At 60.8% G+C, this 26,281-nt stretch carries 25 protein-coding genes; 14 read left to right on the top strand and 11 right to left on the bottom strand.

Features of this window, described 5'->3' with window-relative positions; genetic code table 11:
• Nucleotides 1-27 precede the first annotated feature (27 nt).
• From VGU25_14135 to VGU25_14115, 5 genes are all read right to left on the bottom strand, one after another.
• On the bottom strand, nucleotides 28-1,137 hold the full coding sequence (locus VGU25_14135) for an AI-2E family transporter (GenBank protein ID HEV2578343.1): 1,110 nt from the start codon (nucleotides 1,135-1,137) through the stop codon (nucleotides 28-30).
• Between the two features lie 79 nt (nucleotides 1,138-1,216).
• Entirely contained in the window at nucleotides 1,217-1,813 is a 597-nt protein-coding gene (locus tag VGU25_14130; GenBank protein HEV2578342.1) for a shikimate kinase, read from the bottom strand.
• A 35-nt stretch (nucleotides 1,814-1,848) separates the two neighbouring features.
• Nucleotides 1,849-2,151, bottom strand: coding sequence for a hypothetical protein (locus VGU25_14125; protein HEV2578341.1), 303 nt, complete (start codon nucleotides 2,149-2,151; stop codon nucleotides 1,849-1,851).
• Nucleotides 2,148-2,810 (bottom strand): RNA polymerase sigma factor, encoded by a 663-nt coding sequence (locus VGU25_14120; GenBank protein ID HEV2578340.1) that lies wholly within the window; start codon nucleotides 2,808-2,810, stop codon nucleotides 2,148-2,150. Before VGU25_14120 ends, VGU25_14125 begins: the two co-directional genes overlap by 4 nt.
• Nucleotides 2,811-2,951: 141 nt before the next feature.
• A complete protein-coding gene (locus VGU25_14115; GenBank protein HEV2578339.1) occupies nucleotides 2,952-4,070 on the bottom strand; it encodes a ThiF family adenylyltransferase in 1,119 nt (372 codons plus the stop codon).
• A gap of 307 nt (nucleotides 4,071-4,377) precedes the next feature.
• Here VGU25_14115 and VGU25_14110 point away from each other — a divergent pair, with 307 nt between their 5' ends.
• The 5 genes from VGU25_14110 to VGU25_14090 all read left to right on the top strand — a co-directional run bounded on the left by VGU25_14110 (nucleotide 4,378) and on the right by VGU25_14090 (nucleotide 14,630).
• Nucleotides 4,378-7,668, top strand: a complete 3,291-nt coding sequence (locus VGU25_14110; protein ID HEV2578338.1) for a POTRA domain-containing protein — start codon at nucleotides 4,378-4,380, stop codon at nucleotides 7,666-7,668.
• Between the two features lie 6 nt (nucleotides 7,669-7,674).
• On the top strand, nucleotides 7,675-8,508 hold the full coding sequence (locus VGU25_14105; GenBank protein HEV2578337.1) for a peptidylprolyl isomerase: 834 nt from the start codon (nucleotides 7,675-7,677) through the stop codon (nucleotides 8,506-8,508).
• Nucleotides 8,505-12,860 carry a translocation/assembly module TamB domain-containing protein gene (locus VGU25_14100; protein HEV2578336.1) on the top strand — a complete coding sequence of 1,452 codons (4,356 nt, stop codon included), beginning with the start codon at nucleotides 8,505-8,507 and terminating at the stop codon, nucleotides 12,858-12,860. Before VGU25_14105 ends, VGU25_14100 begins: the two co-directional genes overlap by 4 nt.
• 83 nt (nucleotides 12,861-12,943) lie before the next feature.
• Complete coding sequence (locus VGU25_14095; GenBank protein ID HEV2578335.1) at nucleotides 12,944-13,705, top strand: BON domain-containing protein; 762 nt, start codon at nucleotides 12,944-12,946, stop codon at nucleotides 13,703-13,705.
• A 58-nt stretch (nucleotides 13,706-13,763) separates the two neighbouring features.
• Complete coding sequence (locus VGU25_14090) at nucleotides 13,764-14,630, top strand: UbiA-like polyprenyltransferase (protein HEV2578334.1); 867 nt, start codon at nucleotides 13,764-13,766, stop codon at nucleotides 14,628-14,630.
• A gap of 80 nt (nucleotides 14,631-14,710) precedes the next feature.
• Here VGU25_14090 and VGU25_14085 read toward each other — a convergent pair whose 3' ends face one another.
• Both VGU25_14085 and VGU25_14080 read right to left on the bottom strand, forming a co-directional pair.
• The gene (locus tag VGU25_14085) at nucleotides 14,711-15,016 is read right to left on the bottom strand and encodes a CsbD family protein (protein HEV2578333.1); all 306 of its coding nucleotides are present in this window, start codon (nucleotides 15,014-15,016) and stop codon (nucleotides 14,711-14,713) included.
• Between the two features lie 54 nt (nucleotides 15,017-15,070).
• Nucleotides 15,071-15,220: a lmo0937 family membrane protein gene (locus tag VGU25_14080; protein HEV2578332.1), complete on the bottom strand. Its 150-nt coding sequence runs from the start codon at nucleotides 15,218-15,220 to the stop codon at nucleotides 15,071-15,073.
• A 144-nt stretch (nucleotides 15,221-15,364) separates the two neighbouring features.
• Here VGU25_14080 and VGU25_14075 point away from each other — a divergent pair, with 144 nt between their 5' ends.
• The gene (locus tag VGU25_14075) at nucleotides 15,365-16,258 is read left to right on the top strand and encodes a prephenate dehydratase domain-containing protein (protein HEV2578331.1); all 894 of its coding nucleotides are present in this window, start codon (nucleotides 15,365-15,367) and stop codon (nucleotides 16,256-16,258) included.
• Nucleotides 16,259-16,327: 69 nt separating this feature from the next.
• Here the strand turns inward: VGU25_14075 and VGU25_14070 are convergent, their stop codons facing one another.
• Nucleotides 16,328-16,732, bottom strand: a complete 405-nt coding sequence (locus VGU25_14070; protein ID HEV2578330.1) for a hypothetical protein — start codon at nucleotides 16,730-16,732, stop codon at nucleotides 16,328-16,330.
• A gap of 217 nt (nucleotides 16,733-16,949) precedes the next feature.
• Here VGU25_14070 and VGU25_14065 point away from each other — a divergent pair, with 217 nt between their 5' ends.
• The 8 genes from VGU25_14065 (at nucleotide 16,950) to VGU25_14030 (ending at nucleotide 24,336) form a co-directional block, all read left to right on the top strand.
• The gene (locus VGU25_14065) at nucleotides 16,950-17,339 is read left to right on the top strand and encodes an iron-sulfur cluster assembly accessory protein (GenBank protein HEV2578329.1); all 390 of its coding nucleotides are present in this window, start codon (nucleotides 16,950-16,952) and stop codon (nucleotides 17,337-17,339) included.
• A gap of 160 nt (nucleotides 17,340-17,499) precedes the next feature.
• Nucleotides 17,500-18,693, top strand: a complete 1,194-nt coding sequence (locus tag VGU25_14060; protein HEV2578328.1) for a type II secretion system F family protein — start codon at nucleotides 17,500-17,502, stop codon at nucleotides 18,691-18,693.
• 33 nt (nucleotides 18,694-18,726) lie between these two features.
• Complete coding sequence (locus tag VGU25_14055) at nucleotides 18,727-20,361, top strand: GspE/PulE family protein (protein ID HEV2578327.1); 1,635 nt, start codon at nucleotides 18,727-18,729, stop codon at nucleotides 20,359-20,361.
• Between the two features lie 99 nt (nucleotides 20,362-20,460).
• Nucleotides 20,461-21,444, top strand: coding sequence for a hypothetical protein (locus VGU25_14050; protein ID HEV2578326.1), 984 nt, complete (start codon nucleotides 20,461-20,463; stop codon nucleotides 21,442-21,444).
• 2 nt (nucleotides 21,445-21,446) lie between these two features.
• On the top strand, nucleotides 21,447-22,142 hold the full coding sequence (locus VGU25_14045) for a PilN domain-containing protein (protein ID HEV2578325.1): 696 nt from the start codon (nucleotides 21,447-21,449) through the stop codon (nucleotides 22,140-22,142).
• Nucleotides 22,139-22,819 (top strand): hypothetical protein, encoded by a 681-nt coding sequence (locus VGU25_14040; protein ID HEV2578324.1) that lies wholly within the window; start codon nucleotides 22,139-22,141, stop codon nucleotides 22,817-22,819. The genes VGU25_14045 and VGU25_14040 overlap by 4 nt, the downstream gene beginning before the upstream one ends.
• On the top strand, nucleotides 22,816-23,469 hold the full coding sequence (locus VGU25_14035; GenBank protein ID HEV2578323.1) for a hypothetical protein: 654 nt from the start codon (nucleotides 22,816-22,818) through the stop codon (nucleotides 23,467-23,469). Before VGU25_14040 ends, VGU25_14035 begins: the two co-directional genes overlap by 4 nt.
• A 3-nt stretch (nucleotides 23,470-23,472) precedes the next feature.
• The gene (locus VGU25_14030; GenBank protein HEV2578322.1) at nucleotides 23,473-24,336 is read left to right on the top strand and encodes a type II secretion system protein; all 864 of its coding nucleotides are present in this window, start codon (nucleotides 23,473-23,475) and stop codon (nucleotides 24,334-24,336) included.
• Between the two features lie 9 nt (nucleotides 24,337-24,345).
• On the opposite strand, the gene VGU25_14025 is transcribed toward VGU25_14030, so the two are convergent.
• The 3 genes from VGU25_14025 to VGU25_14015 are packed head-to-tail and all read right to left on the bottom strand — an operon-like array spanning nucleotide 24,346 to nucleotide 26,177.
• The gene (locus VGU25_14025; protein ID HEV2578321.1) at nucleotides 24,346-24,519 is read right to left on the bottom strand and encodes a hypothetical protein; all 174 of its coding nucleotides are present in this window, start codon (nucleotides 24,517-24,519) and stop codon (nucleotides 24,346-24,348) included.
• Nucleotides 24,519-24,938 carry a DUF6677 family protein gene (locus tag VGU25_14020; GenBank protein ID HEV2578320.1) on the bottom strand — a complete coding sequence of 140 codons (420 nt, stop codon included), beginning with the start codon at nucleotides 24,936-24,938 and terminating at the stop codon, nucleotides 24,519-24,521. Before VGU25_14020 ends, VGU25_14025 begins: the two co-directional genes overlap by 1 nt.
• Nucleotides 24,939-24,980: 42 nt before the next feature.
• Nucleotides 24,981-26,177 (bottom strand): M24 family metallopeptidase, encoded by a 1,197-nt coding sequence (locus VGU25_14015; GenBank protein HEV2578319.1) that lies wholly within the window; start codon nucleotides 26,175-26,177, stop codon nucleotides 24,981-24,983.
• Nucleotides 26,178-26,281 lie beyond the last annotated feature (104 nt).

The raw sequence follows: 26,281 nt of genomic DNA, 5'->3' as shown, positions 1-26,281 counted from the left end.
CCTTGACGACACCTTCAGGAGAATGCTCTAGGCGGAGCTGGCGTCTGCAGCGGCGACCTTCGCGTTGGCGTCCGCATCCTTCTGCACGAAGTATTCGTCCATGAGCACGGCGACAAGTGCCGCAGACGGAACAGCAACCAGTGCCCCGACGACCCCCGCGAGTTCTGAGCCGGCGAGCAATGCAATCAAAACGGAAAGGCCCATCAGGTTCACGCTGGTGCGCATGATGCGCGGCGTCAGGAAGGCGTTCTCTATCTGCAGATAGATGACGTAGAAGATAAAGACGCCTGCCATCTTGGACCATGAATCCATCGCCGCAACCGCTGCGGCGAGCAGGATCGTGATGAGTCCGCCGATGACCGGGACGATGTTGAATAGCCCCATCAGCACGCCCAGCAGGACGGAGTAGCGGACGTGCAGGCCATGGAAGACGGCCGTGCTCGTCACACCGAGAATCAACATCAGCGCAAATTGTCCGATGAGCCATTTGCTCATACGTCCTTCGGCTGCCGTCAATGTCCGTGCAAGACGCTCGCGTGATTCAAGCGGGATGAGCGCGAGAAAGTAGAAATAGGCAAACTCGCCCTCGAGCATGAAGTAGACGCACAGGATTCCCGTTGTGATGACGTCCAGTACGCGGACGATCCACTTGGGCGCGGACGCGACCACATACGATGCGGCGGTCGTGGCGAGATGCTGGGCCTTTGCACTCAGACTGTCCAGCCCAAGATGATCCGCGAAAGGAAGACTGCGCAACCTGGCCGCCATTGCAGGGAGGCGTTCCGGGAGATCACTAGTGAAGTGTTGGACATCATGAATGACGGGTGGAAACGCGAAGACGGCGAAGGTAATGAGAAGCAGGAATACCAGGATGACAAGGCCGAGCACAGCTACGGTTCTGGAGGGCTGCTTGCCGAAGATGCGCAGCTTCATGACCTGTTGCACGATCGGGGACAGCACCACGGCGAAGAGCGCGCTGACGTAGACGATCTCGAGTACGCTGCGAAGTTTCCAGAGCACGGCGAGCAGCACCGCCATGGCGAAAAAGAAGAGGATGTAACCCCGGATAGTGCGCTGCTGGTGCTCCTGCGGCGTGAGTGGAACGGGCGGGCTGGAAGGATGCAGGATAAGTGGCACGGTTCCTCAAGATAACAGCAAACGAGGTTCTCGTCGGTGTGATGCGCCTACGGGCGGTGACGTCGATGTTGGGTGAACTCTAGAGGATACTCGCGAGGATTGTGAGCAACGCTTCGACGCTCTGCTCAGGCAGTTGGCCTGTGGTGTCGAGGATGACGTCGGCCGCCTCGCGATAGATCGGCTCGCGCCGGGCGAGACGCGCTGCGGCGGCTTCGCGATCACCAAGCAGCGGGCGAATGGGCAGGGCAGCGGTAGCGGCGCTGGTGATCTGTTGCTGACAACGGTCAAATAGCGTGTCGAATTCGGCACTGAGGAGGACGACGCACGTCCTCGACGCAGTGGAGAGTGCGTGGCGATTGGCAGGCGTTTCCAGCGCGCCTCCGCCAAGCGCCACTATGATGCGTGACTCATGAAGAGATGTGGCGAGTGCTTCGGTCTCTTTGGCGCGAAAAGCCGGTTCGCCACTCTCGGCAAAGATGCGAGCCACGGTGCGGCCGTCGCGCTCTTCGATGAGGTGGTCGAGATCGACGAAGCGCCAGCCGAGGCGCTCGGCCAGGTGCCGGCCGATGGTGCTCTTGCCGGAGCCCATGAATCCGGTGAGCACGAGGCGCTCGATCGATGACGCGCGCGCGTGTGCGTCGTCGGAGTGGTGGCTCTTTGGGACGATTGGAGGCATGAGGGTCTGAGATGTCTCAGACCCCATGGTAGCCGTTACTCGGAGAGATCGACCGGCTCGTCGCCGTCGCCTTCCTGCTGCTGGAGCTTGCTGGCGATGTTCGACCAGACGGAATCGCTGGGTTCCTGCTCGGAGACGAGGAGATTCTTGGCAGTGTCGGCGATGGTTTCGAGGTCGCGAACAAGCGCAGCGCAATCGGGGTTGGCCGAGAGAAAAGTTTCGAGACGAGGGTCTTCGCTGAGCTTGCCGCCTTCTCCGCTGGCAAAGAGCTCCGGCAGATACTGTTCAAACTCGGCCGGGGTCATCGAATCGAAGTCGAGGTTAGAGATATCACTCACTGCACGACCTCCCGCGAGCTCTCCAGTTCGGGTAACTGATCTGGGTGACGAAGAAGTTCGCGGAGCTTCAGGCGCGCTTTGTGGAGTTGTGATTTGCTGTTGCCGGTGGAGCACTCCAGCATCGTAGCAATCTCATTGTGCTCGAACCCCTCAACATCGTGGAGGACGAACACCATTCGATACCCCGGAGGCAAGGAAGCGACGGCGCGCTCCAAGGTGACGCGATCGACCGATCCGGCGAGCTGCGTGTCACGCGAGCCGAAATCGCGCTTCGGTGCGTCCTCTTCGGATGGGTTGATGGTCTCTTCCAAAGAGACAAGCTGAAGGCCCTTCTTGCGCAAATGCATCAGGACCAGGTTCACGGTCAGCCGGTGCAGCCAGGTCGAGAAGGCGCTCTCTCCGCGGAAGCTGCCGAGCTTGCGGAAGAGGTGAAGGAAGGCCTCCTGGGTCATGTCCTCGGCTTCAGACACATTGCCGAGCATGCGAAGGCACAGTGTATAGACGCGCCGCTTATGCAGCGAGTACAGCTTGGAGAAAGCGTCAGGATCGCCGTTTTTGGCCCGCTCGATCGCCTCGGCCTCACCGGCTATCGGAGGGTTCCGCTTAAACAAGCCGGCGTTTGGTTTTGTCTGCATCGTTTGCAAGCCTTGAAGTCCCATAAGCGAGGTCTCCGGTCAGTACGTTCGTTCATGCCGGCTCTTCGCCTGCTTTCAGCGTAACGCACCTGTTCTCGGAAAGGTATCAATGGCTTGGATAGAAACTCCGGTGCCGGGGTTGTCCCGGCGCGGGAGATGTCGTGTCTAAGCTCCGACGTATCTGGCGTATAAGGACCTGGCTCGACCGACGTCCGTCGTTCCCTGGATCAAGGCGCGGCCGTCCGCGAACACCGTAATTGTGTGTGTAGACGCACGGAAACGCAGCAGCATGCCATTCGCACGGACTTCGCCAAGCGGTTCCAGCCTGCGCGCCAGCGCGGCCAAATCAACCGGGCGGGCATGTTCATGGATCTGGACTGCATTGCGGCCGCAGAGAGTAATCGGAGCGCGACCCTGGCCATCCAGAGCCGCGAACGTTCGCTGGCCGCATACCTCGCAGTCCGGACGCGGCTTGCCGGCGGAGACTTCGGAGCGCTCGCCCGTCCAGAGATCGTAGGCCAGAAGCGTACGGCGCATGCGGTCAGGTTGTCCGGTGAGCAGCTTCAAGGTCTCGGTGACCTGGAGCGAGGCTGCGAAGTTGACTGCGGTCGAGAGAATACCCGCCGTGTCGCAGGTCTCGACATTTCCGGTCGGGCTCGACGGGAAGATGCAGGCGAGGCAGGCGGTCGGATCGAAGCCGGGATCGCGCTCGCCGGCCGCGCGGGGCAGGATATTCATGGTCGCGGCGTAGGATCCGACCCCAGCGGCATATATCCACGGCCGGGCATCTCGCACACAGAGGTCGTTGATGAGGTAGCGCGTCTCGAAGTTATCGGTGCAATCGAGGATGATGTCCGCGTTGCCGGCCAATGTCTCGGCATTGCTTGGTGTGAAATCCGCGATGTGGGCGGTGATTTCTACAGCAGAGTTGACGCGCGCCAGGTGCCGCCGAGCGGCCTCGGCTTTGGGCAGGCAGTGACGGGCGTCGTCCTCTTCGAAGAGCATCTGGCGCTGCAGATTGGAGGGCTCGACGAAATCGCGATCGACGAGCGTAAGGCGACCCACACCAGCGCGGGCGAGCAGGCCGGCCGTTGCGGCTCCCGTGGCTCCCACGCCTACGATGACAGCGTGCGCGGTCCTGAGACGCTGCTGACCCTGATGCCCGATGGGCGCAAAGAGAATCTGGCGGGAGTAGCGTTCGCGCTCGTCTATCGGGTCCTGAGAATGGCTGCGAGTGGGGCTCTCACTCGGCTGCTCATGCTCGCTTTTGACCGCGAAAGACATTGAGGGTCAGTATACGAGCGCGTCCGAACCTCTTTGGCGGTGAACCCCGCGTTCGAAATAAGCATCTCTACGAGAAATAACCGTGTGCTGCAGCGGGTCCGGAGGATTGGTCCTGATAATCCGAGTGCTAAGGATCTGAGGACACAACGGTTACAGCTCGCATTATGCGCGAGAATAGAGCGTGGAGGGTCCTGAGGTGTCTGGCCGGAGCAGGCTATCGAACTCAGTCGAGAGCCGGCTCGCGAAACCTGCCTCAGGAGCGCGAGCGCGTCACTTGCGATACGCACAGCGTTTCATCGGAAGGGTATTGCTGGCTGGCACGCTCCTCGCATCGGGGTGGGTGGTGGCGCCCGCGCAAAGCCCCGCCACGATCAACTCTCAAGCCGCAGGACAGGCGCCGCAGCCGCAGACCACGAATCCCAGCGCCCCGGAGGGAACCCCGCAGGCCAGCAAGATGCCTTCCGCGCAATCGTCCACCGGCTCTGAGGCCGCCTCGGCTACGGTGACCAACCCGCTTGCGCCGCTGCCTACCAGCATCTGGACGAAAGCCGGAGTACCGGTTACCGCGGTTCGTTTTGAGGGCGTGACCTTTGGTCCGCATGACGCGATCGTGACCGAGTTGGAGCAGACGGCCGGCGAGAGGCTCGATCCGCAGAAGGTAAGAGCGGACATTCGCCGGCTGTACGCGAGTGGTCTCTATCGCGACATCAGCGTCTCAGGCGAGACGAACGCCAACGGCCTGACTCTCATTTACGGCGGCGTGCCTCGCTACTACGTCGGTCGCGTAGAGATCAACGGCATCGTGCAGGAGAGGCTTGCATCGCTGCTGCAGTTTGCGACGAAGCTCGATCCGGGTACCCCGTTCAGTGAGCCGGAGATTCCCGCCGCTCTTGCAAGCGTGCGCCAGTCGCTCGAGCAGAATGGCTATTTCGAGGCGAACATTCAGATCGCAACCACGCATGACGATGTAAATCACCAGGTGAACGTAACCTTCACCATCAAGCAAGGGCCGCAGGCGCGCGTCGGAAACGTGGCGCTTCAGGGCAAGGATCCTGGCATCGATGTTGACGACTTTCGCAAGAAGGGCAAGCTCGATTGCGGGTGGCTCGCGACCGCGTTTGACAGGATGATCCTGCGGAAATGCCAGGTGAAGGTGACTCGCGACACCACCAGCAACGCACTGAACGGCGTGCGCAAGTACTACCAGAAGCAGGACCGACTAGAAGGCACGATCAGTCAGCAGAGCGATACGTACGCACCGCCGCGCAAGCAGCTCGACTATCAGTTCCAGGCGAACCAGGGGCCGCTCGTTCACATCACGATCGACGGAACGAAGATCTCGAAATCACGCAAGAAACTGCTGGTTCCAATCTACGAAGAGTCAGCAGTGGACCGGGACCTCGTGAACGAAGGCGGCTTCAACATTCGCGATTTTATGCAGCGCAAGGGCTACTTCGACGCAGAAGACTCTGTGAAGCTGCTGGGGCGCGGAACGAATACAGTCACGGTGCAGTACACGGTTACTCCGGGTAAGCGGCACAAGGTTCGCTCCGTGAAGCTCGAGGGGAACAAGTACTTCAGCGACGCGCTCATCAAACAGCAGTTGCGTGTAAAGCCCGCGGATCTGTACGTGCGCAGCGGCACCTACAGCGCACAGCTTGTTGAAGATGACCGCAGCTCGATCGAGGCGCTGTATCGGGCGAGCGGATTCACGCACGTCAAGGTAAAGTCCAGCGTGAAGGACACAGACAAGACCGCCTCCGGAGAGGGGCTGAAGGTCGCCTACATCGATGTGACCTACATCATCGAGGAGGGAACGCAGCAGAAGTTCGGCGAGGTGGATCTCTCCGGAGTCGGAGCATCGAGACAGAATGCGATCAAAGCTCTGCTCAGTGCCGAGACAGGTCAGCCGTTTTCGCTGATCACACTCTCCAATGACCGCGACGCGGTGTTGAGCTACTACCTTGCGCACGGGTTCGATCTGGCGGAGGTTGAGATTCAGCAGCAGCCCGACCCGGAAAATAAGGATCTGATCAACGTAACGCTCGCGGTATCCGAAGGGCACCAGGTCACGATTGATCACGTGCTGCTCTCAGGACTCGCACACACCAAGCCGGCGGTGGTCCAGCAGCAGATTCTCGTGCACCCAGAAGATCCGCTGGATCAGGCGGCGCTCCTGCAAACGCAGCGCAACCTATACAACCTGGCGCTGTTTAACGAAGTAAATACGGCGGTTCAGAATCCCAGGGGAGATGCTCCGCAGAAGAACGTTCTCGTGCAGCTCACCGAGGCGAAACGTTGGGACGTAACTTATGGCTTCGGCTTCGAAGCACAGACGGGGACGCCGTCTCTCGGGCCTGGATTGGTGCAAGGGCAGACCGCGGCGCAGAACGGAAAGGCCGGCGTGAGCCCGCGCGTGGCGCTCGATGTTTCGCGGATCAACTTCCGCGGGACGCAGCAGTCCCTCACGCTCCACACAACCTTTGGCCTGCTCGAGCGCGTGGCTACACTTACGTTCAACAATCCTCAATTTTTGGGCAAGCCCTTCCTCACGGCGGCCGTTTCGGGCGGCTACTCGAACGTACAGAACATCACAACGTTTCAGGCCTCTACGCTGCAGGGAGATTTTCGAGTCTCGCAGAAGTACAAAAAGGCGGACACGTTTATCTATGACTTCCTCTACCGTCGCGTCTCGGTGAATCCTGCCAGCCTCGAGATCACGCCGAACCTGGTCAGCCAGTTGTCGCAACCTGTGACCGTCGGCGGTCCCGGCGTGACCTACTTCCATGACACGCGCGACCCCAGTCCCATCGATGCCCAGCGTGGCCTCTACTACTCGGTCCAGGAGTTCGTCTCATCGTCCCACTTCGGGGCGGAGACCTCGTTCAATCGGTTGGACGCATCGTTCTCCTCGTACTACACATTCGGAACCAAGAAGTACGTTTTTGCGCGCAACACGCGGGTTGGGTTCGAGAACACGTTCGGGCAGACAACCGCGAACTCCAACTCGCTAGGCGTTTCGAACTGCGCCGGCGAGCTGCTGATGACGAATGCCACGTGCAATCCAATTCCTCTGCCAGAGCGGATGTATGCCGGCGGCGCTACGTCACATCGCGGCTTCGGCATCAACGACGCCGGGCCCCGCGATCTGACCACCGGATATCCGGTCGGCGGCTCGGGTGTGGTGGTCAATAGTTTCGAGTTGCGGCTTCCACCGCCGACGCTTCCGCTAGTCGGCAACAATGTATCGTTCGTCATCTTTCACGACATGGGGAACGTCTTCCGGTATCCCAGCGACATGTTCACAAGCATCAAGAACTTTCACCAGCCGAACCAGTCCACCTGCCGCGATCTGACGGTTCCACCAGGCACAACGGACAACTCTACGGTGAGCGGAACGTGCAATTTCAACTACTACTCGCACGCAGTCGGAATCGGCGCGCGCTACAAGACTCCTGTTGGTCCTATCCGTGTTGATTTCAGCTGGAACCTCAATCCGCCGGTCTATCCAGTCTTTTATGACTACACCGGCAAGCCCCCGTACGTAGGACAGGCGCCGCACTTCAACTTCTTCTTCAGCATCGGACAGGCGTTCTAGGCTGCAATGAACAGAGCGATCAAACTCGGGAAGGCGCGAATGGATGGCTGGCTCATCCTCGCGGCGGCGCTCTGCATCTTCGCGCCATCGGCGTTTGCGCAGGTGCCGAACGCATCGAGCACCAAGCCGCCCGGATTGACCGACCAACCGCAGGTTCCACCGCCTGCAAGTGCACCGATTCCCGCTCCGCCGGCGACGCCTTCGATGATGCCGAGTGTTCCAGGAACGGAGCTCGACCGAGTCGTTGCAGTCGTCAACGACGACCTTATCCTCGACAGCGATGTGAACGAGGAACTTCGGCTGCAGGCATTCGATCCCTACCACACGTCGTCGGAGAAGCTGTCCAGCGACCGTGCTCTCGAGCGGCTCATCAACCGTGCGCTCATCGTTCAGCAACTCAAACTGCAGCCTGAAGACGAGCCCAGCGATGCTGATGTGAATAAGCAGATCGATCAGTTGCGCAGGGACATACCTGCCTGCGCGCAGTATCACTGCCAGACCAAAGAAGGGTGGGACCGGTTCCTCGCAGATAACGGCTTCACGGAAGCTTCGTTCTTCAGCCGCTGGAAGGAGCGCGTGGCCGTGCTCTCCTTTATCGAAGATCGCTTTCAGATGGGTATCAACATCACGGCGCAGCAGATTCAGGACTACTATGACAAAACTCTGCTGCCGGAGTACGCGCGCCAGCATGCGGCCGCGCCCAAGCTGAACACGATCACGAATCAGATCCGCGAGGTGCTGTTGCAGCAGCAGATCAGCAACTTGCTGCAGGATTGGCTGAAGAGTTTGCGTGCGCAGGGAAGCGTTGTCGTGCTGCATCCCGGGGAGGAGGCGCCATGAGTCTCACCTCCAAGGGCGCGCCTGCCTCTCCGCCGAAACCCGCGCGGCGCTATCGCGTGGGGCGAATTCTCGGCTGGATTGGCACATCGATTCTGATTCTGCTCACAGTGCTAATCGTCGGCCTGTCCTGGTACACCACGACTGCGGATTTTCAGCGCCGTGTAAAGGACCAGGTCGTCAATGTGCTCGAAAGTTCGACCGGCGGACGTGTGGAGCTCGGCCACATCTCGTTCAATCTGTGGCACCTAGCAATCGAAGCCGACAATCTCGTCATTCACGGCACAGAAGGTCCAGGCGAAATGCCTTACCTTTCGGCTGCAAAGATCTTCCTTCACTTGCGTCTCAACACGTTTATCTCGCACACGGTTGGCAAAGGCGCGCAGTCGCACATTGGGCTCAACTATCTGCGCGTTGAGCAGCCGCACCTTCATCTGATCATCGACAAGAACGGCAACACTAACCAGCCTGTGCCCAAGCATCCCACGACGAGCACAGAGCCGGTACAGGATACGCTGCTTGATCTCCAGGCCAAGGATGTTGAGCTCGCGAATGGGCTCGCCGTGATTAATGATCGCGCGATTCCGTTCGATGCCGCAGCCAACAATCTCAATGCCAACGTGCATTACATCAGTTCGACCGACCGTTATGGCATCTCCATCGATCTCGCCGATCTGCGCACGCGAATGGCGAAAGAGCCGGAGATGCAGTCGAAGCTGCACATGGACCTTCAGATCGGCCGCGATATGGCGCAGCTCACCAGCTTCGATTTCGAAACCGGCATGAACTCGCACCTTAGCGCGACGGCGCTGATCGAGCACTTCGCTCATCCGGAGTGGCAGGCGACGGTCAACGGTGAGCTTGCACTGAAGCAGATCAGCTATCTAGCCGGAGTGGACGGGCTCGAGAACGGAACACTCGCGCTCGACATTAATGGGCGCAACTGCACAGTGAGTCCGCAGGTCGCGCAGAAGAATCCGCACTTTTGGCAGCGCCACACGCACCCGCACGTCCCTCCTGCAGCCAAAATGCTGCCGCCCAGTCCCGACTGCAGTGCAGGGTATCTGCTGGTCGGCGACATCAAATTGCGCAACGCGGCGTATCGTGACGAATCCGTCCGCGTCGCCGGTGTTGATGCGAATGCGCAGTTACATGTCACACCTACTGAGCTCCTTTTTTCGGCACTCACAGGAACGCTGCCTGGTGGCGGCCACATCGACGGCGAGCTGAAGATCGAGAACTGGCTCGGAGAGGTTCCAGCGAGCGCACCCGCGGCTTCCGCCACAACGGTTGCGGCGGCGAAGACCGCAAACGCTGCCGCGAAAGGTGTGAATGCAAAGCCACCGGTGCAGTCGATGACGCTCACTCCCGTGCAGCGGGCGCATGCGTATCTGACCGTGATCGTGAAGGGCATCACGCTGCGTACGATCATGGATGCCACCGCACCGGAACACTACGGCGATCTTGGTCTGGACACCGCGATCAATGGCCCGGTCAAGGTGGAGTGGGGCGGTCCGGCGAAGGATATCCCCAGCTCTGTGCAAGTTGACGCGGACCTCAAGCTCTCGCCGACGGGCGTCGCTCGCAGGGGAGCGAAGGCGAATATTCCTGTCTCGGGTGTCGTGAACGCACATTACGACGGACGATCTCAAGTTGTGAACATCAAGACCGTCAACGTTCAGACACCGGGAACCACGCTTCTCGTCAGCGGCGTGCTTGGCGTGAATAACGGCGATCCGCTTACCAATCTGCAGGTGAACCTGCAGGCCCGCAATCTTGCGGAGTTTGACCAGACCCTGCAGACACTGGGGTTTGAGGCCAACGGAAAACGCGGCAGCGCAGCCATTCCGGTTGATCTGCACGGCACAATGAGCTTCGTAGGAACTGCAAAGGGCGCGGTTCGCACGCTTGACGTTAAAGGGCACCTCGAAGCCGATAACCTCGTCGTGCATCTCGGCAGCGAGGCAGATATCCACGTCGACTCTGTCGTTGCGGACGCCGAGTACGCACCCAATACTGGTCTGGCCATCGCGTCTTCCACCATTAGGCGCAATACGGCTGTGTTGAACGTCGCGGGCAGCTTCCGTCCGCACCGTGTCGTCTCGCGCCATGGTGTCGTCTCCTATGTATGGGACAACGACATGGCTCTCGATGTGACGGCGAAGCTTGCGAATGCGCAGGTCGCCGATCTCTTGCAGATTGCCGGCCAGCAGGAAAAGGTAAAGCTCACCGGCGCGGCCAACATTAATGCGCATGCGACAGGCACTCTGCGCAGCCTCGCGGGTTCCGGCAACGTTACTCTCACGAACGGCCAGGCATACGGTGAGCCGTATCAGACAATTGCCGTTGACATCAGCGCCCACGGAACGCAGATCAACGCGACGCGTCTTCTCGTCCAGGCGCACAACATGGCTATCCACGGTAGCGGAAGCTACGATATCGCCAACAAGCATATCGCTGCGCACATCACCGGCGACAATCTGCGGCTCTCGAAGTTTCAGCTTGTGCAGAATGCCAATCCGGATGCTGATGCTGTGGTCTCTCTGAATGTGGACGCGAACGGTACCGTGCAGGAACCGAATCTTCGCGCACAGGTACAGCTTGCGGATATCACCTACCAGAGCAACAAGCTTGGCGCGCTGACGTTGAACGCAAACAGCGTCGGCTCGCTCGTGAACTATCAGATACAGTCGACACTCATCGGCGCGCAAATCGCAGCCACCGGACAGACGTCCCTGCAGGGCCAGTATGTTACGCACGCACAGATGACGCTCACGGGCGTTAATGTGGCGAATATTCTTGATATCGTTTCGCCGGATACCATCCAGGCGAGCTCACAAATAAACGGCACCGTCACTATCAATGGGCCCGCCGCCAATCCGCAACAACTCACGGCGACCGCCGAGCTTACGAACTTCGCCATCACACTCCAGAATCTGAAGCTCGCATCCGAGGGTCCCATCCGCGCCAGCTTGCGTGATGGAGTCGCATCGCTGGATCAGTTCCACATTAGCGGTCTGGGAACCGATCTGCAGGCGAGCGGAACCGCGAAACTCCTGGGCGACTCCAATTCGGAGGGCGGTGCGCTCAACATCAAGGCAAAGGGTGGCATCAATCTTCATCTCATTCACACGCTCGACCCGGACTGGATCACCTCCGGCAACATCACACTTGACCTCGGTGTGCAGGGCCGAGTGAAGGATCCGTCGCTCAGCGGGACGGTTAAGTTGGACAACGCGAACTTTGCGATGGACGGAATTCCGAACGGCCTCAGCGCACTCTCTGGAACGATGGTGTTCAACCAGAACCGCCTCGAGGTGCGCGATGTTAGCGGAACCTCGGGCGGCGGCAAGGTGACGCTTGGCGGATTTATCGCCTATCAACGAGGGCTGTTTGCGGATCTTACAGCGAATATCGATACGGTTCGCGTTCGCCTCTACGGGTTGAGCTCCACCTCAAACGCTACGCTCCGTCTGCAGGGTGGACCGCAAAGTCTGCTGCTCTCGGGAAATGTGCTGGTGACACGGTTCGGCGTCGGCCCCGACGTTGACTTCGCGGCCTTCGCGGGAGCCGGCGGAATCCCCACGCCGCCCGATCCAAGCGCTTTCAGTAACAAGATTAGGATGGATGTTCACATCACGAGCTCTCCGCAGCTTGATTTCCAGAACTCCTATGCCAAGCTTGCCGGAACCGTCGATCTGACCGTGCGCGGCACGATCGCGCAACCCTCGCTTCTCGGGTCGATCAGGATCACAGATGGCAGCGCGACCTTCGCCGGGACGAAGTACGAACTCGAGCGCGGCATCATCTACTTCAGCAATCCCGTTCGCATCGATCCGTCCATCGATCTCGATGTATCCACACGCGTCGAGAACTACGACATTACGATCGGCATTCACGGTGACATGACAAACCTGAAGCCGACCTATCGCTCGTCGCCGCCACTCACTGAGGCCGATATCTTCAATCTGCTGGCGCTTGGCCGAACCCAGGAAGAGGCGCAGATCAACACGCAGCAGCAGCAGCAGGCAGGCGAGGATCCAACCACCAGTGCGATATTGGGCGGAGCTCTGAACGCAACAGTATCGAGCCGCGTCAGCAAGCTTTTCGGCGCGGGCTCAATCAAGATCGATCCCGCGTTTGTCGGCACGCTGGGCAACTCCACGGCGCGCATTACGATCGTCGAGCCGCTGTCCAAACAGATCACACTCACTTACGCGACCAACGTCAACCAGTCGGCGCAGCAGCTGATTCAGATTCAGTATCAGTTGAACGAGAGCGCGTCGATTGTCATGACACGCGACGAGTCCGGCGTCTTCTCGATCGTTTACAAGATTCGGAAACGCTATCGCTAGGGCTAAAACTGCTGAGGCTGCGCGGGTTGCGGGCCAAGCATCCAATTTTCCAGATATAGTTCTCTCTGGTTGGAGGAAGCTCCATGAGAATTTACAGTCGCATTTTGATTACACTCGCCTGCGCTCTCTGCCTGGCCGCAATCGTGCCCGCTGCCACAGCCCAGAAGGGTGACGCACAAATACAGGCAGACGCTCAAAAACAGCTTAGCGGGAAGAGGTTCAGCGGCGTTCAAGTACAGGTGCAGGGCGGCGTAGTTCACCTGACCGGCCAGGTCGATCGCTATGCCGACAAGGCTGATGCCCAGAAGCGTGTCGATAAGATGCATGAGGCCGCTTCCATCCGCAACGACATCAATGTCACTGGCGGAGGCACTGTCTCGGACGAGGAACTCTTTCAGAAGCTCGCCAAGGCCCTGGTCTATGTGCGCCAGGGATACGAGTCTTATCCGTTCGACAGCTTCATCCTGCAGGTGCATAACGGAGTTGTGACCATCGGCGGGCTCGCGGTCGAACCCGTAGACAAGGACGATGCGCTCTCGGTGGTCGAGAACGCGCCCGGTGTTCGCGACGTTGTCGATAAGATCCAGGTCGCGCCGGTATCGCCCAACGACTGGCGCATCCGCCGCGACTTGTATCGCGCCATCTACGGCTATTCGCAGTTCACCAAATACGCGATCAATCCCTCTAAACCCATCCGCATCGTGGTCGTGAACGGTCACGCCGTGCTGACCGGTGTCGTTGACAGCCAGACTGACAAGGAGATGGCCGGAATGCGCGCCAACCAGGTGCCCGGCGTTTTCTCGGTGGAGAACGACCTTCAGGTTGCGGGCCAGAACGAACATTGATCTCTTTGGCTGGCCGCAGAGCAGCTCTTATCTCCTTCGCGTAGCATTGTTCTTAGGAATGAGATCTGCTTTACATAGCACACGCGTCACGCTCGAGATGATCAAGTGGGAGCACTCGATCTTTGCTCTCCCGTTTGCTCTCACAGGCGCCGTGCTCGCCGCCGGAGGCTGGCCTCCGTTGCGCGTGCTCGGATGGATTATTGTCTGTATGGTTGGTGCGCGTTCGGCAGCCATGGCCTTCAATCGCCTGGTCGATGCAGAGATCGACGCAGTGAACCCTCGCACAGCAGCGCGCGCGCTCCCCGCGGGCCAGGTTTCGCGCGGCTTTGTCATCACATTCACGATCATCTCCTGCGCCGTCTTTCTGCTCGGCGCCGCGATGCTCAACAGGCTCACCCTGGAGCTCGCCCCGCTGGCACTCGCCGTCGTGTTCGCCTACAGCTACATGAAGCGAATGACCCGCTGGTCACACCTGGTGTTGGGCCTTGCGTTGGGCATTGCGCCGGCTGCGGCATGGATAGCCGTCCGCGGATCCCTTTCCGCGCGCGCTGCATTGCTCACGGCAATCGTGCTGCTGTGGGTCGGCGGCTTCGATGTGCTTTACGCCTGCCAGGACTTCGAGCACGACCGCCGCGTCGGCCTGCACAGTGTTCCGCAGGCCTTCGGTCTGCGCGGGGCGTTCTGGATAGCCCGCTTAATGCACGCCGGGATGGCGGTGCTGCTCTTCCTCATGCTCCACGCATTCGGCTTGGGGATCGTTGCGCTATTCGGCGTGCTGCTCTGCGTCGCTCTTCTCGCTTACGAGCACGCAATCGTCTCGCCCGGCGATCTCCGCCGGATGAACGCGGCCTTCTTCACGCTTAACGGCGTAATCTCCGTTGTCTTCTTCATCTTCATTGCGGCCGACGTTCTGCACCGTCGCTGAGCAAAGCGTCAAGCCTGATCGGAAAGAAAAGGGCTCGCCACAATCGGCGAGCCCTCGTTGTCTTCAAGCGCTTCTTGGCACTACGTTCTGTTCTTATGGCGATCTACGCTGTCCTCGATGCGCTCTTTTACATTCCTTGCTGTTGACGTGACCCGCTCGCGAACGTCGTGAGCCTCGGCTTGAGCCTCATGAGATCTGCGCGCGTGTACGTCCGCGGCAGCATTCTGCACCGATCCAAGCGCCTGCTCGCCTTGTCCCTTCACCTGCTGGGCCGCGCCGCGGTTCGCCATGGACTGGTTGTTCATTGCTTCACCAGCTGACTGCTTGATCTTTCCGGCAACCTCATCCAGCTTGCCCTTGGCCTTGTTTTCCATTCCACTCTTCATACCGCTCTCCTTGTGGTTCACACAATCCGCGTGGCGCCACTGCGTGCTCGAAAGTTAGATGCCTCGGCGACCAGAGAGAAGATTGAAGATGAGAACGATGATTGCGAGAACCAGTAGCAGATGAATCCATCCGCCCAACGTGTAGCTGCTTACCATACCCACAATCCAAAGAATGACAAGAATGATGGTGATCGTCCAAAGCATAGATCGGCTCCTTATGATGGGTGACCCGGGGGTGCGGTCACTATGATCGGCGCCGTCTCGGCGGCGTTCGCTAAGGTAAGGTGCGTCGGATTATGCTGAGGTTGTCCCAAAAGACACATATATCTGCGATTAAGGAACCCACGCCTGAGTAACCAGACGACACGTCGTGCCGAGACAACTCCGCAGCAGCAAGCACAGGCGCGCTCCGATTACCGCGTCGCCATCCAGGGAGAACGCGGGTCGAACAGCCACATGGCTGCTCTGGAACTCGCTCCCGACTGCGAGGTCCTGCCGTGCACCGCTTCGTCCGATACATTTGCCGCGTTGCTCGACCGCCGCGCGGATTGCATCGTGCTCCCGATCGAAAACAGCCTGCATGGCTCCGTCGCCGAGCACTACGATCTGCTGCTCACCAACCCTGTCCGCATCCACGCCGAAGGCCTGCTCCAGATTCGCCACAACCTTATCGCCGCCCCGGGCGTGGAGCTCTCCGCGATCCGCACGGTTCTGTCGCATCCCGTCGCACTGAATCAGTGCCGCAAATTTCTCGCTGGCTTCACACAAGCCCGCGCGCTTCCGTTCTATGACACTGCCGGAAGCGTCAAGCACATCATCGAGAACTCACTGCGCGACACAGCCGGGCTCGCCCCCGAACTGGCGGCACAGGAGTACGGCGGAAACGTGCTCGTGCGCGGCGTCGAAGACCACGCGCAAAACTTCACCCGATTCCATGTCATTCGCCGTTCGGACGATGCTGCACCGCCTGCAGCCGAACTGGACAAGCTCAGCGTCGCCTTCGCGCTGGAGCATCGTCCCGGAACACTTGTCAAAGCCCTGCAGGCTCTCGCCGCGGCCGGCGTCAATCTCACCCGCATCGAATCCCGCCCGGTGCCCGGCCAGCCATGGGAGTACGTCTTCTTCGTCGAGTTCCGCTTCACCAGCGCCGGAATGGCCGAAGCCGCATTGAACGCGCTGCGCCCTGAAGCGCGAATGGTCCGCGAGCTTGGCAGATACAAGGCAGCCGCTTCCGCAGCCTGAAAGCTTCCCTTAAAACGCACAAGGATCCGCAACCGGATCCCTGGCGTGATTCCGCTGGTTATCTGCCGCTTAGAAATGCATCTCTTGCACCATTTGGAAGATGTAAACGCCGACGACCAGAACCGTCATCAGCACGGCGGCACCGCCGAGACCCTGGTAATAGGGCCGCAGCTTGTCGACGCGCGCGACGATCTCATCGTGTTCCCTGTGTTCCATCGACACATGTGTGCTGTCGTCACTGAGGAACAACTGGTCGGTTTCATGTTGGGTGAGCGTGGCGCGGTAAATCATCACTGCGATAAAGCCGATGACGGAGGCGCCCCATAGAGCGATAAGGATCGGGAGCACGTGCATGGCGGTGAGTCCCCCAGAGTCAATAAGAGTCTGGTCCGGGATACCGGGCGGGTCCGATTCTTGAGCCTCGGGCTCGTAGGTAGGCTGGGCCACAAAAATCATACGCTCCGCGATGTTCATTGGAAAGGGGGCAGTTTCCGGTCATTCGCCTTGGTTCCCTCCGGCCTCTTTCGCCATAACAGCCCCATTCGCAGAAACCTTGAGGTCGCAAGGGCATCCAATCAGGGAGTGCTTATGTCGCCGTCGATTCCGGCGGCTTGCCCAGCCAGCAAGCTCTGGCTACACTAAGAGTTGTGCTCCCGGACTACATTGGTCCGCGAGCCGAGGAGAGGTTTCCATGTCCACCGCCGCGAACCCTGTTGCCGAGGTCGTCACCGGCGCCCCTGAGGCGCCCCGCAGCAATCCAGTCAACTTGACCCCATCTGCTATCGCCAAGGTCAGGGAGATTATGGCGACCCAGGATCCAATTCCGGCCGGTCTGCGCATCGGCGTGGTCGGCGGCGGATGCTCCGGCTTCCAGTACTCCATGAGCTTCGAAAACCAGGCCGGCATGATGGACAAGATCGTTAAGTTCGACGACCTCAAGGTCTTCGTCGACGCCACCAGCGCCATGTACCTCAACGGCTGCACGGTCGACTACGTCGAGACCTTGGAAGCGGCGGGATTCAAGTTCGAAAATCCCCAGGTGAAGTCCACCTGCGGCTGTGGCTCCAGCTTCAGCGTCTAAACTCGCCCGCCACGCGCGCCCCGAAAAGTTGCAGCAAGGCCTCACCCTTCCGGTGGGGCCTTCGCATTTGAACGAACGAGCTCCTCGTCCGTCTATATAAAATAAGCAGCAAAGCACTGAATTTATTTAGCTAGCAATTCAGCAGAGCCTTTCCAGCCTCATGACAGAGTTCACAATCCGCCTTGCCGACGAACGCGGCCGAATCCAGGAGCAGACCCACGCCGCCGCAACCGCGGAAGAGCTCCGCTCGCGCTTCACGCAGGCGGGCTATCTGGTCTACTCCGTCAAGCCGCGCTCCGGTTTTGCCGGTAGCGGTCAGCGCAAGGTCAAACTCGAACCCTTCCTCATCTACAACCAGCAGTTCCTTACGCTTATCCGGGCCGGCCTGCCCATCCTCAGCTCGCTGGAGCTGCTGGCGAAGCGCCAGAAGAACCCTGTCTTCCGCGCCCAGCTCGAGGACGTGGCCGCGCGCGTCAAGACCGGCGAATCCATCTCCACCGCGTTCGAAGCGCAAGGCGGTTTCCCGCTCGTCTACACGGTCACGCTGCTCGCCGGCGAGCGCTCCGGAAACCTCGAAGAGGTCCTGCAGCGTTATCTCGATTTCCAGCGCGTGTCACTCACCTTCCGCAAGAAGCTGAAATCATCACTCATCTACCCGAGCTTCCTTGTCATCATGGTGATCAGCCTCTTCATCTTCCTGATCACCTTCGTTGTCCCACGCTTCGCGCAGCTCTACGATCAGCTCGGAACAAAGCTTCCCAGCCTCACGCTCTTCCTGCTGACCCTGGGCAAGAACGCGCAGCATTACGGCATTTACTTCGGTCTTCTGCTCGCGCTCATCATTTATCTCGTCGTCCGCTGGACCAAAACCGACTCCGGCGCGAACTTTGTCGACCGCGTGCGCATTGGCACCCCGGGGCTGGGCAACGTCTGGCTCAAGTACCAGGTCGGCCTCTTCTCGCGCACGTTAGCGACGCTGCTCACCGGCGGTCTCCCATTGGTTCCCAGCCTCGAAACGGCTGCCCGCTCCATCGAATCCCGCCAGATCTCGAAGGCCGTCTACACGTCGGTGGAAACCGTTCGCGAAGGCCAGGGCCTCGCCACCAGCCTCGAAGAGACCGGCGTGTTCCCTGAACTCTCCGTCGAGATGATCGAGGTCGGCGAGTCCACCGGCGCGCTGCCCGCGATGCTCAACTCCGTCGCGGAGTTCTTCGAAGAGGACGTGCAGACGCAGCTCAACGCCATCATGAGCCTTATCGAACCCCTGATCCTCATCGTCATGGGCGTCGTCGTCGTCATCATTTTGATCGCGCTCTACATGCCGATCTTCAGTCTGGGCAATATCGGCGGCTAGCTGTACGCTTGCCACGCAAGGAGCTTCACCCTCATGGCCACCCCCGTAGCAACCCCACTCCCCAACGACTCGCTCACAGAAGCCGAGCGCGCCGAACGTCTCGCGCGCCGCTATCACGCCGAGTTCGTCGATCTGAAGAACTTCAAGATCCAGCACGAGCTCTTCAAGTCCGTGCCCGTGGACATGATGTTCCGCTACAACTTCGTTCCGCTCGAGCAGTCCACCGACGGCCGCCTCGCCATTGCCGTCGCCGACCCCTCGCGCCTCATGGTGCTGGACGAGATCGCCGGCCTGCTCGGCACGCGCATCGTCACGCGCGTCGCCACGCTGTCCCAGATCACCGACCTCCTCAAGAAGACCGAGCAGTCGCAGCGCGTGCTCGACGAAGCCACCGAAGGCCTCGCCTTTGACGTCCTCACAGGAGAGGACACCACCGACGAGAACATCTCCATTGAAAAGCTTGCGGGCGACGACGACATCTCGCCGATCATCCGCCTCGTCGACACCACCATCTTCACCGCGCTCGAGCGCCGCGCCTCCGACATCCATCTCGAAACCTACGACGACTCGCTGCTCGTCAAGTACCGCATCGACGGCGTGCTCCAACAGGCCATGGCGCCCATCGCGCGCGAGCATCACCAGACCATCCTCTCGCGCATCAAGGTCATGTCCGAGCTGGACATCGCCGAGCGCCGCGTGCCACAGGACGGCCGCTTCCGCGTGCGCTACAAGGGCCGCCTCATCGACTTCCGCGTCTCCATCATGCCGACCGTGCACGGCGAAAACGCCGTGCTCCGCGTGCTCGATAAGGAGTCGATGTCCGAGAAGTTCCACAACCTCTCGCTCGACGTCGTCGGCTTTGCGGACGAAGACCTCCGCCGCTTCCGCCGCTACATCAAGGAACCCTACGGCATGGTGCTCGTCACCGGCCCCACCGGCTCCGGCAAAACCACCACGCTCTACGCCGCGCTGAACGAGATCAAATCCGAAGAAGACAAGATCATCACCATCGAAGATCCCGTCGAGTACCAGATTCGCGGCATCACCCAGATCCCCGTCAACGAGAAGAAGGGCCTGACCTTCGCGCGCGGCCTGCGCAGCATCCTCCGCCACGACCCCGATAAGATCCTCGTCGGCGAGATCCGCGACGCCGAAACCGCGCAGATCGCCATCAACTCCGCGCTCACCGGCCACCTTGTCTTCACCACCGTCCACGCCAACAACGTCGTTGACGTCCTCGGCCGCTTCCTGAACATGGGCGTCGAACCCTACAACTTCGTCTCCGCGCTCAACTGCATCCTCGCTCAGCGCCTTGTCCGCACCATCTGCGACTTCTGCCGCCGCGAAGTCACCTACTCCGACGCCGAGCTCGAGCTCAACGGCCTCGACCCCGCCGAGTGGCGCGGCTTCCGCTTCCAGGAAGGCTCCGGCTGCATCGAGTGCGGCGGCACCGGCTACCGCGGCCGCTCCGCCATCCACGAACTCCTCGAGCTCGACGACGAGATACGCGAGATGCTCCTCGAAAAGCGCCCAGGCTCCGAAATCCGCAAAAAGGCCCGCGAAAAGGGCATGAACTTCCTGCGCGACTCCGCCCTCGAGCGCGTCCGCGCCGGCATTACCACCCTGCGCGAGATCAACAAGGTAACCTTCATTGAAACAGGACGTTAGCCCCGCAAACGGCTCCCGCTCCCGTTCGTCCAATGAATTGAACCACCGCAGCCAAGCTCGCAACGCAGCACCGCGCGATAGTCTAGTAAAAGTGTCTCGATGAATCTTCTTCCCAAAGCCGCCGGCAGCCGCCCGCGCCTCGCCTGCGAGATCGCCCCTGACGGCGTAACGGCCGCGCGCGCCGCAACGCCCGAAGGCCCGCTCGACTCCGTCGCGAGCGTCCCGCTGCCTTCCGGAGCGATCCTTCCCGGCCTCAAGCCCGGCAACCTGCCCGAACGCGTCGCCGTGATCGCCGCCATCCGCCGCGCTTTGGAATCGATTGATGTCCGTCCCAACAGCCGCGGCGCCGACCTCACCATCATCATCCCCGACTCCGCCGTCCGCGTTCTGCTGCTCGACTTCGACGCACTCCCTACCAAGCTCACCGAAGCTCTGCCCATCGTGCGTTTTCGCCTCAAGAAGCTCGTCCCGTTCGAAGTCGACGACGCCGTCGTCAGCTTCCAGGTGATGAGCTCCACGCGCAACAACGTGCACGTTCTCGCCGTCGCCATCCCGCGCGACATCCTTCGCGAGTACGAGACCGCCGTGCGCGAAGCAGGCTTCGAACCCGGCGCCGTGCTCCCCAGCACTCTCGCCGCACTCGCCGGCCTCACTGCCGCCGAGCCGTCGCTCGTCGTCAACGCCACGTACGCCGGTATCACCACCGCCATCACGCGGGACGGCGTGCTCCTGCTGCACCGCAGCGTCGACCTCCAGGCACAGCCCACCGGCATCGACCCGACCATCCCCGCGCAGCTCCAGCAGCTCTCGCCCGACGAACTCGCTCGCGAGATCGCACAGGCCGTGAGCGTCGCCGTTGCCTACTTCGAGGACACGCTGTCACGTCCTCCGTCGACCATCCTCAGCGCCGGCGCACTCAGCGCGGATGTGCTGCATCGCGTGGTCAACGGAAACGGCTACAACGACGCCGAAGCGATCCGCATTCGCGAGCTCATCGATGCCTCTGCCTTCTCCGCCGGCGTCGTCACCGGCAACATCCCGCGCGGCTCGCTCGCCGGCGTTCGAGGAGCACTGCGAGGCTGACCATGCGCATCTCCATCAATCTCGCCACACGCCCCTTCGTCGAGCTCCGCCCGCTCTTTCTGCGGCTCCGCATTCTCATGGCGCTGCTCGCAATCATTGCCATTGGGCTCGGCTTCTGGGCGCACACACTGCAGAAGCGGCTCGATCGCGCCAGCGCGCAGATGGACAATCTGCGCAACCAGACGATCGGCGCGCAGCAGGAACGCCTGCAGAATGAACGACGCATGCGTGAGCCCGCGAACGCCGCTGTGCTCGATCGCGCACACTTCCTCAACTCGCTCTTCCTTGCGAAAAGCTTTTCCTGGACCGCCGTGATGATGGACCTCGAGAATGTGCTGCCGACAGGCGTGCAGGTCACTTCGATCGAGCCGCAGGTCACGCAGACCGGCGACGTCATCATTCGCCTGCGCGTGTCCGGCGAGCGCGACCGCGCCGTGCAGCTTGTGCGCAACCTCGAGCACTCACGCCGCTTCCTCCAGCCGCGTCTCAGCGGTGAAGCGTCCCAGGCCAAGAGCACAACCGCCCAGCGCCCCGGAACCTTCCAGCCGCAGACGAACCTGCCGGGCGCGGCTCCCGGCGTCGAGTTTGACATCCTCGCCAACTACAATCCGTTGCCCGAGGGCGAGCCGTACACCAAGCCAACATCCGCGAAGCAGGAAAACGCTGCGCAGTCATTCGCACGAGGAGGTACACGATGAGCGCCACCGCCACCGTCCCTCCGCCGAGCAGCTCCTCGATGCTGCGCCGCGTTCCGCGTCTCACCGCGCGCGCCCGTGCGTTGCTCACCGCAGTCAACCTGCACTACGCCGGTGTCGCCGCGCTGCTCGTCATCGTGCTTTACATAGCCGCGCATCTGCTCTTCCTCTCGCAGTCGCTCAAGGACCGTAACGCAGACGCACTCAACCAGCAACGCACGCTGCTCACCACCGCGCGTCTGCAGGCACAGCCCTTGCGCGGTCTGGACGGAAAGATTGCAGCTTCCACGCAGGACGCAGATCTTTTTTACGCTGACCGTCTTCCGTACGCCTATTCACAGGTGCTCTCTGAACTCGGCCGCCTGACGCAAAAGACCAACGTCCGCCTGGCAAACGTGCAGTACTCGCAGGCTCCCGTACTCACCGGCGCGTATGAGCTTACTGAGCTCCACATGGACGCCAGCGTCTCCGGCGACTACCGTCCCATCGTCGAATTCATCAACAATCTTGAGCGCGACAAGATGTTCTTCGTCATCAACGGAATCAACCTCTCCGGCCAGCAGACCGGCATGGTGAACCTCCGCATCCGTATCACCACCTACCTGCGCACGCCGAACGACAAGGAAGCTTCAACACAGTCCGCGCCTGTGCCTGCAGCTCCTACCGGAGGCACACAATGAGGGCCGGCGCAGAGAACCGTAAGAAGACCATTATGGCCGGCGCACTCGGTGCGGTCGCGCTGTGCTGCATCTTCTACGCCTACAACGCGCTCTTCAGCGGAACTTCGGCTGCGCCTCCGCCGACCGTTGCTCCCATTACTGCTCCCACTCACACCACATCCGCTGCTCCCGCGCAGACTGCAGCAAACCGCGGGCGCAACACGAGCATTGCGGGCGTCGATGCGGTGAAACTGGCAAACACCTCAGCGAGCCTTGATCCCACGCTCGATGAAACCGCGATGCATCGCGCGGAGAGCCTCGTCTACTCTGGCTCTGGTCGCAACATCTTCTCTCTCATCTCCGCACCCCAGCCAGTGATTCTTCCGTCGCACGTTCCTCCTCCGCGGCCGAAGACTCCGGTGTACACACCTCCGCCTCCACCGCCCGGCCCTCCGCCACCGCCGCCGATCAATCTCAAGTTCTTCGGCACGGCGAGACGCTCGAACGGGCTTGTGCAGGCGTTTCTGCTGCAGGGTGACAACGTCTATCTGGCTTCGGCGGGCGAGATCGTCGCGCACAAGTACAAGATTGTTGCGATAAACCTGAACAGCATTCAGGTCGAAGACCTGCAGAACAACAACACGCAGACACTGCCGCTGCAGATGCAGTAGTTCATGACCACCCGCACCCATCTCGATCTGCGACACCAGAAAGACTCCAACTCGGAAGCCGGTTTCATGCTGGTCTTCGCGATCTTTCTCGTCGCGCTCGTGTTCATCGCGCTTGCTGTCGCTGCGCCCGTAGTTGCGAAAGACCTCCAGCGCGAGAAAGAGCTTGAGAGCGAGCATCGCGCGGAGCAATATGTCCGCGCAATCCGGCTGTTCTACAACAAGAACAAGACCTATCCGCCCTCCATTGACGCACTCGAGAGCACCAACAACGTGCGCTATCTGCGCAAGCAATACATCGATCCCCTTACTGGCAAGAACGACTGGCGCATCATTCATGTCGGCGAGAACAAGACGACGGTTAAGGGCTTCTTCGGCCAACCGCTCGGCGGGCTGAACACGACCGGCGCAGGCAGCCTGGGTTCTGCATCTTCGATGGCCAGCGGCGGAATGGGATCAAACACCGCCGGATCGGCGAGCAGCACAGTTAGCGGAGGATCTCCGCTCTCGGCTGGCTTCTCCGGCGCGACGATTGGCGGATCGACCTCAGGTTCTTCAACGAGCGGGGCATCCAGCTCCACAACTTCGTCCAGCGGGTCGGGTGGGATTGGTCAGATCATGGGTGTCGGTACGTCCAAGACCGGCCAGAGCATCCTGAATCCGAACGGGCAGAGCACATATGAGACCTGGGAGTTTATTTACGATCCCAGGATCGAATTGCTTTATAAACAGGCGAACATTCTCGGCGGTGGCTCCAGCGTAAACTCGACGTCTCCGTCGAGTCTCGGATCACCGGCCGGCACAACGGGGCAGCCGAATACGCAGGGCGGGTCGAGCGCGACGCCACCGGCTCCCACGGCACCGCAGTAAATGTTCTAGTTAGTGCTTGATGGCGTACATCAGCCAGCTTGCGACGATGACTGCACCCACAAAGAGCACGAAGCAATAAGCTCCGAAGCGGATCATCATCTTCGGTTCCGCGCGCATCGTGATGCCGAAGACCACGGACGTGAAGAGCGAGAAGAGCAGCACTGCGCTGAAGTGGCTGAGCATCACAGAGATGCCTTTCGTCCGTTGGCGAGCGAGTGTGCATCGACGGCTGCGATGTAGTTCAGCAGACCGGCGCAGACGATGAACTTCGTTCCGTAATCCGCAAGCGTGTTCACGGCCGAACTAGCGCCCCAGCCAACCCAGTGCGCTAGACCGCAGAGTAGACCGAGGCCGAGCTGTGCGGCGAAGCCGAGGATGTCCAGGATGTCGCCGGTTCCGGGCTGATAGATCTTGCCCTGCAGGCCAAGGCCGATCAGGAACATACCGGCAATCGAGATGAAGAGCAGCAGAGCGCGGATCCACTTGCCGAGGATCAGGTGACCAAGACCAGGAATAAGCCAGCCAGCGACCAAAACCATCGCGGGCAGGCTGGATTTTTCTCCGGGAATGCGCTGGGAAATCTGCTGTGCGTCTGCAGCCATTGCCTCGATTGTATCAGCGCGCCGGTGCCGACTATTGCCGGCTCAGATGCGCAGGAGCTCCGTCTGGCGCGGGCCGGTGACCACCGCTTTTCCCGGACGCGTGATCATATTCACTTCGCTGCGTATGCCGAACTCGCCGGGGAAGTAGATGCCGGGCTCGACGGAGAAGCAGGTGTTCGGCAACAGCAGGCGCTCGTCGTGCGTTTCGAGGTTGTCGAGATGCGCTCCGTTGCCGTGCAGCTCGGTCGCGATGTTGTGGCCGGTGCGGTGCGTGAAAAATTCATCGAGGCTGGCGCGGCGGACCACGTTGCGGGCGGCGTCGTCGGCCTCCCAGCCGCAGATGGGGCGGCTGGCGGCATAGGCCTGCTCGACTGCGGTGATCGCGGCGTCGCGGGCTTCACGAACGACCGAGAAGATATGGCGCTCGCGGTCGGTGGGTTCGCGGTTGACGACGCCGGTCCAGGTGATGTCGTACCAGACGGCGCCGGGGCGGCCACGGCTGGTGTCGTGAGGCTCGGAGAGCTTGGCCCAGATGTCGATGAGGACGAACTCGCCGTGCATGATGGGGGCGTGGCGCTCGCGCGTGGGCTCGTAGTGGGAGTCGGCGGAGTTGGAGCCGGCGGAGACGTTGGGGCCGTGGTCGGTCCAGAGGCCTTCGCGTTCCATTGCGTGCTTGAGGAACGTGACGACCTCGAACTCGTTGGTGCGGTCGTCGCGGCGGATGCAGTCGGCGATGTGCTTCCAGCCGGCGGCGAGGACGCGATCGAGGCGTTCCTGCGCGGCGTAATGGGTGGCGATCTGGTCCTCGGTGAGGACCGCCTCGAAGAGGCTGACGAGGTCGGCGGAGCTGACGACATCCTTGCCGAAGGAGCGGATGAGCTCGACGGTTCCGGCGTCGACCATCGCGACGTACATGATGGCGTTGCGCGGCGAGTACTGCATGGCGATGTTGGTCGCGCCGTCGAGCATGTCCTCGAGATTTTGTTCGAGTTCGTGCCAGGAGGAGTACTGGGTGGTGGCGCCGGGGAGGGTGTCGAGCTTGCCGGACTCGATGCGGTGGACGAGCTTGCGGGGCGCGCCTTCGGCGGGTACGAAGTAGAACCAGCGGCGCGAGACGAAGGAGTCGGCGGGGAGACCGAGGATGCGGTAGGCGATGGGGTCGCGGTGGTGGTGGTCGTAGAAGAGCCAGCCGTCGAGGTGCTGATCGCGGAGAGCGGACTGGATGGCGGAGAGGTTCATGGCATACAGTATCCCCCCTCCCCCCCTGTTTTTGCGCAAAGTCTTCAGAAGAATGGACTTAGGCCTGGACTTTAAATGCAAAGTCTTGATTCCAGAGACTTTAA

The organism is Acidobacteriaceae bacterium (assembly GCA_035944135.1).
In the GTDB taxonomy this organism is placed as follows: Bacteria; Acidobacteriota; Terriglobia; order Terriglobales; family Acidobacteriaceae; genus Granulicella.
This window is presented reverse-complemented; position numbering and strand designations above follow the sequence as displayed.